Annotated in this window: 4 protein-coding genes; 3 read left to right on the plus strand and 1 reads right to left on the minus strand. The window is 39.8% G+C overall.

What is annotated here, in order from left to right:
- The first annotated feature begins 180 nt into the window (after nucleotides 1-180).
- On the plus strand, nucleotides 181-1,182 hold the full coding sequence (locus J2Z20_RS17195) for a nitroreductase family protein (RefSeq protein ID WP_209853186.1): 1,002 nt from the start codon (nucleotides 181-183) through the stop codon (nucleotides 1,180-1,182).
- Nucleotides 1,136-2,227 (plus strand): SagB/ThcOx family dehydrogenase, encoded by a 1,092-nt coding sequence (locus J2Z20_RS17200; RefSeq protein WP_209853188.1) that lies wholly within the window; start codon nucleotides 1,136-1,138, stop codon nucleotides 2,225-2,227. The genes J2Z20_RS17195 and J2Z20_RS17200 overlap by 47 nt, the downstream gene beginning before the upstream one ends.
- A 248-nt stretch (nucleotides 2,228-2,475) precedes the next feature.
- On the opposite strand, the gene gltX is transcribed toward J2Z20_RS17200, so the two are convergent.
- Nucleotides 2,476-4,134 carry a glutamate--tRNA ligase gene (gene gltX, locus J2Z20_RS17205; protein WP_209853190.1) on the minus strand — a complete coding sequence of 553 codons (1,659 nt, stop codon included), beginning with the start codon at nucleotides 4,132-4,134 and terminating at the stop codon, nucleotides 2,476-2,478.
- 1,231 nt (nucleotides 4,135-5,365) lie between these two features.
- Between gltX and J2Z20_RS17210 the strand changes: the two genes are divergently transcribed.
- Nucleotides 5,366-6,190, plus strand: coding sequence for a copper amine oxidase N-terminal domain-containing protein (locus J2Z20_RS17210; RefSeq protein WP_209853192.1), 825 nt, complete (start codon nucleotides 5,366-5,368; stop codon nucleotides 6,188-6,190).
- Nucleotides 6,191-6,598: the final 408 nt, after the last annotated feature.

A 6,598-nucleotide genomic window follows, 5' to 3' on the forward strand; every position in this document is an offset into this window, starting at 1 on the left:
GAACTTGTGCTTCACGGCTTTCGCGAGTACTCATGCCCGCAGAGGCTCCATGTCAAATCGCCCTGTTAGTCTAGAAAACGTAACTTTAACCACGTGGTATAGCGAAGAACCATTATTACCAACTTCTCAGCTCTGCAAAAGAAAAAAACATATGATAGCAGAAACAGAGGAGGTGCAATGATGCCACCTTGGTCTTGGAAAGAACTCACAGTGATGAGCCCTGTGGTTGAAGGAGATGGAGGGATTATATTGTCGAATCCCATAGCAGGTCAACGGGTAGAAGTTGAAGTAAACGCCCTCTTGGATCTGCTGGCCATGCAGGCATCAGGAGTGGAGAAAGCTCTACAATTACAGGAGTACCTCATTGAGCGGGGATTTCTTACTGAAGAGAACCAGTTAGAACTGCTTAGTGACATAGAGCACTGGAAAAAACGTGGTTGGGATCAGGTACTTGACTATTATTTGTGGTCCCACGTGCAACCGGCTAGACAAGTAAATATGCCATGTTGCAATTCTGATCCCGTAACAGATATCAATATCAAGCGTCTGACAGCCCCAATTGATCTGCCAGAAGACCTGCTTCTTGGGGAAGTTATTTTACAAAGGCGTACCATTCGGCGTTACGCAGAGAAAATAATCGCAGAATGGCAATTCAGCAGCCTGTTGTGGTATGGGCTATGTCGCCTCCGAAATTCTATAAATTCGGAAAGACACCACTCATTCGTGGCTTACGTTGCTGTTTACGCAGTAAAAGAGGTTGAGCCTGGGCTTTATCGATACTACCCGGACTCTCATGGGCTTGAGCCACTGGCGCTTGGCATGTTGCGCGAGCAAGTCTCCCGCATACTATTCGGTCAGAGTGCTCCACTTACCGCTGCTTGTACCATTTTCCTTGCAGTTGACTTGAATGATTACGCACATTGTCATCCTGGAGAAGGATCGCTTCGAGGTCTATTCATAAAAGCAGGGCGCTTTGGGCATGAGTTACTGATTGCGGCAGGTGCTTTAGGGCTTGGCGGGTTGCCAGCACCAGCTCTACGGGAGCGAGAGGCAGAGCAGATGCTAACACTACAGAAGGCGCGAGAAAGGATCCTGTATACACTCACAATAGGTGAATCTCAGAGGAGGCACGAAGATGGCTATTCAAATGCATGCGAGTGTTCGCGTCCGACCGACTCGTGATTCTGCGGGTCAACAGCGATGGATTGTTGATCACCTCGGCAATAGGCAACGGTTCTCCCTACCGGTTATTGCCGTCATGCTCCTTCTTGTATGTGCCGAGCCAATAGATGAGATGGCGGCATTGGAACGGACAGGTGCCCGAGTGACGATTCCTATAAAGGTACTAAAGCAACTTCTTGACAATCTCAAGCAAAAGGAACTACTAATTCTGACTACAGACTCAAGGCATCGGAATGACCTGGAACATATGGCCAGCTTCGCGAGACATGGTTGGCAGGCGGCTTGGGATTATTTGCTATTGACCTATAATTACCCGTTTGTCGATTATGCTGAGAATGGTCGTATTATTGATTCTAAGCGAATGGAGGAATACGGAAAAATTGAACCAGACAACTCCCGTTTCAAGAAATCTCCTAGTCCTCTCAAAAGAATTAGCCTGCCAGTAATAGAGGCTAGTTTAATGTCAATGAGTGTTGGGTCTGCCTATAAGCCTCTTCACCACACTGATTGGGGGATACAGGAGCTATGCAATTTATGCGCAGTAGCCTTCGGTCTGACAGGTATCATTAACCAAAATCAATCATCTCACACTTCTGAGCCTCTTTACTTGCGAACCAGCCCGTCCATGGGGGCACGGCATCCGGTAGAAGCCTATGTAATTGTGCAGGCTGTCCAGGGCCTAGATCAAGGTTGTTACCATGTTTGCGTGGGTGATCACCAATTGGATTATATATCCAGTGAACGAGTTGGTTCTGAATTCTTATCTACGTTGATTCCGGAGTTGACTGAGCAATGGAATAAGCCACCACGTGCCATTCTGCTTCTCACAGCCGTATTTGAGCGAAGTATGTACCGATATCGTGAACCTCACATATTCCGCACCGTTCATATCGATGTGGGGCATTTATGTGCTTCCGTGGAGTTGATCGCCCGTAGCTATGGTATGGTTTTGGAAATATTCCCATTTAATCAAGTTTTGGCAGCAGAACGACTAGGTGCCGAATTGCTAACTGAAGGGGGGATGGTAGCAGTGGCGCTTTGGTGAAATCCGTCATTTTGACCTTTTTGAATATATATTAATTAAATTTCTGTATGGTTAGCTATTGTCGAAAAAGTTGATGAGTAGTTTAATAAGTAATTAACCGTTGGAGATAATGAGTTGAGGATGTTGTACAGTTTGTTGCAAGTTTTGGCATAATTTGCGACAAGCATATCTTTTATTAGCGGCTCTAATATGTTTTATGCTAAAAGTAAAATGACCGATCTCGATCGGTCATTTTACTTTTAAAACTCTTATGACAACAGCAGTCTCTGCATTCGTTCAAGCACCCTTTTTTCGCCCATTACTTTCATAATATCAAACAAATCAGGTGTATTGCTTCTGTTAGTTAGAGCGACCCTAATTACCATCGCTACATCACCAACATGGCCTTTGTAACTGCTAGGGCAGGCTTTATATTGCTTCATGTCCTTAGCAAAACCGAGTTCTTGAGCAAGTTCTTTAATTTTATGAAACCAAGCCTCTTTTTCATTATCAAAACTATATGTTTTGCTGAAACCTAGTACAATGTCTTTTGCAACATCAAAACTTATATTTGTAGGTAACTTATAGCCTTTCAATACATCCCTTTCAAACAATTCGTCATAGTAAAAAGCAATCATTGGCTTCACATCTGACCACTTGGAATAATCTTTTCTTGGCTTCTCAATTGTTCTACCTATATTTAGAATATTAACAGTATAGTTTTTATTCTTTTCAATTAAAGTATATAACTCAGAATCAAATTCCTTTGACCAGGTGTATAAATGGTCAAATATTTGTTGACTCGTTAACCTAGAGATAACATCCTTGCTTATGTCGTTGAGTTTATTCATGTCTAATAAAGCACCACTAGTATTCATTTTATCAGTGTAGATGATAAAGTCTCTATATGATTTACGAGGGTTAGCTATTCGCCATTCTTCAAAGTCAGAATTGATTAGATTCATGAAGTATTCCCCTATAGCTATGCCTGGGTATCCTTGTTCTTTGTAATACTCAGCAGTACTATCAAGATCCTTACGTTTACTGAGTTTTCGTTTTGAAACCCCGTCTTGCTTCATTATAGGAGCAATATGTCCATACTCCGGCCTTCTAAAACCTAAGGTTACAAACAACTGAATATGGATTGGTACCGAGGAAAGCCATTCATCGCCTCTAATGACATGGGTTGTACCCATCAAATAATCGTCTATAACATGAGCAAAATGATATGTTGGTAGACCATCCGTTTTCATAATAACAATATCTTGGTCATTTTCGGGTAACTCTATCGGCCCCTTCACTAAGTCATAATACTGTATTCTCGTATCAGATGATCCAAAAGATTTAAGTCTAATAACAAACGGTCTACCATGTAAAATCTCTTCTTTGGTTTTCTGAAAAGGAAAATCTCGATGAATAGCCCATTGACCATAATAACCTGTTGTTACTTTTAAGTTTTGTTGTTTTATTCTTGTCCTTCGTAAATCCTCAGCATTACAGAAACAAGGATATGCTAATCCTTTTCGCACTAAATCCTTAATAAATACCTTATAGATCTGTATTCGTGAGCTTTGTCTGTAGGGGCCGTATTCTCCCTTTTCATCATTTGATAGGGTAGGTCCTTCATCAACATGAATCCCGAAGTATAGCAAAGAATTGATAATATTCTCGATGCTGCCTTTAACTTCGCGTTTTTTATCTGTGTCTTCGATACGTAGATAAAAGATTCCATTACTTTGGTGTGCTAATCTCTCCGATATTAAAGTTGCGTAAAGCCCACCAATATTTAATGAACCCGTTGGGCTTGGTGCAAAACGCGTCACCATAGTTGATGGAGATAAATTTCTTGGCTTATATAGAGAAAAAATATCAGCAGGCAACAGCTCAACATCCGGAAATAATAGTTCTGCGATGCTCTCATTTGACATAATCATATCCTCCTAAGCAATGAGGTTGTTAATCTCTGCATGCATAATAAGTGGTTTTCAACCGATTTATATCGTAAAGTTGAGGCAAGATATCAGTCCATATACAGAGAGTTTTTTTGTTCTAGCAAATTTTAAAGTAGACCACTCCAAGTTCTTTGTTTAATGCTCTATGGCTATATCCTTATGCTCCCAATGTAATTTCACCCAGCATCGGCTTTCTAAGATTCAAAGAAATTGATTAATTTCCTTTGCTTCGTCTTACAATATATGGATATACGTTAATTCAATATAACCAAGTTGTCAAGAGCCTATTCAGACTTTGAATTTTACAACAATGATGCACGCTATTGTAACTATATTATTTTAAATTTTATAAATTACGAGGTTTCCGCTCGGATACCTCATAAAATCGGATTTAGGAGTATTCTTCTGTATCTTTACAGTGTACGAGAGCAAGTGGTTGAATCCATAATTGAGGAAGATCTTTCAAGAGGCATCGTATAGATTTCGAACTAAACGAAGTGCAAAAGGAGTGCTAGTCCGAATCCGAAAAGCCATTGCAATCGAAAAGGGAAATGGGTGTCGACGTCAAATCAAATGCTACTTCGATATCATCAATTAAGAGAAGTTAGTCAAACTCGTAAGGTGGGGGGATATCTCCGTTATTAGCAAACAATTATCATAACTATTTCAATATGCTTTGGGATAGACATGGCATGGCAGTAAACTAAGAGAACTCACGCGGTATGAAGTTGATTTTTTAGTTGACTGCATATCCAAAGAGGCATATGAACTCACTTCAAAATATTCAAAAGCATTAAACAATACACAATTATTAGAAGAATTTAAACAAAGAGGATGGATTAATGGTTATAAGATCGATGAGGATAATACATCCATGTATCGAACTGCAGGAAGAATAAAAATCCCAGAAAGTTAAAGAAATTAATCGAGCTTAATAAGCACGATTTAACTCCTGGTGTAATAAAAAATTAGGGGGAATAACAGATCAGAGTCTAACATCTGATCACCAATTATTAACTGAATGTAAGATTGTTTTTCGGGATCATCTTCACCGTCTGCTATGGCACGACACGATAGTTCAACACTGAAAGGGCTGTCGCTAGGCAGCCTTTAAGTTAAGCTAACGAGCAGTAAAGCGGAACATTACTTCATAGTTCTCGTCATAGTATTAGTTCTCTAAAATATGCTAAGAAAGGAATAAAATATTATGAAAAAGGTTCTCACAGGAATTTTCGCTGCATTAATTTTATCTATCTCTTCACCTGCTTACGCGGCAGATATGCAAATAAAAGTTGAAGGTGTTACTATTGCCTCCGATGTGAAGCCCGAAATTAAGAACAATCGAACGATGGTGCCTTTACGATTTATCAGTGAAAATTTGGGAGCAAAGGTCAACTGGTCGAGTTCGGAAGTTACGCTCGCAAAAAGCGATATGCTGGTAATCTTAAAAGTAAAGAGCAAAACAGCGGTGAAAAATGGTAAACCCACGCTACTCGATGCAACACCATATATCAAGAATAATCGCATCATGGTTCCGCTTCGCTTTATTGCAGAAACGTTTAACAGTAGCGTCGAATTCCGAAATTCGACAGTATCTGTTGAACCTGCCCCATTTGTTCTAGACGGCGTGAAAGTGAAAGCATTGCAACACGAAGTTTACTATACAATGGGCAGCATAGTAAAACAAATTAATGGGAGTGCCTATAACGAAGCAATTTATCATATTTTTGAAAACAAAGGAAGTAAGGTGAATGCCCCTGCTGGGTACACATCGAGTGTTCAAGAGCTTACACCGGGGGACTATTACATGGTTGGAAAGTTTGATTTTTTGGATCAAAAAGGGAACAGCATTAAACAATTTGATCTCTATACTTTATCTCATTCCGAGGGCAATCCCGATGTTATGTTATATGATGCGACTGAAAATCAATGGTATTTGTTTACCCATTCAGCAGTTCAATCGATTTATCAGTTCATTGATACTGCCGGACGGAACGGTTTTCTGACGACGATCAGTGATACAAATCCATAAGGCAACATTTTTCCTTATTACGCTAACGGAGAACGATAGGTCAATATAGCCTTTGAAGGCAGTCAGGTTTATTTGCTGCCTATCTTTGCTTAACTTCGACAAGATAAAGATTAATCTCATTAGTAAACATGGTAATTACAGAAAGTCTCAATGGTAGATAATGAAAATCTCAGTAGTAGCTATAAAATTGCTTCCTATCAGCGTTTTAAAGTCTCATCTGTAGATATTACTCACATCACATATGATATACAAGGAATTGTCTCGATACATTTAATTTGTGAAGACATATAAAAGGATGAGCATAACTGCTCATTGAACTGAACCCCCAATAGTAGACACTTTAAAAAAAAGTGGATCTATTCGGGGTTTTTTGTTTTTTCTAGCTCAAAACCCCGTTATACTAAAATG

This window comes from Paenibacillus sediminis (assembly GCF_017873765.1).
GTDB lineage: Bacteria > Bacillota > Bacilli > Paenibacillales > Paenibacillaceae > Paenibacillus_AG > Paenibacillus_AG sediminis.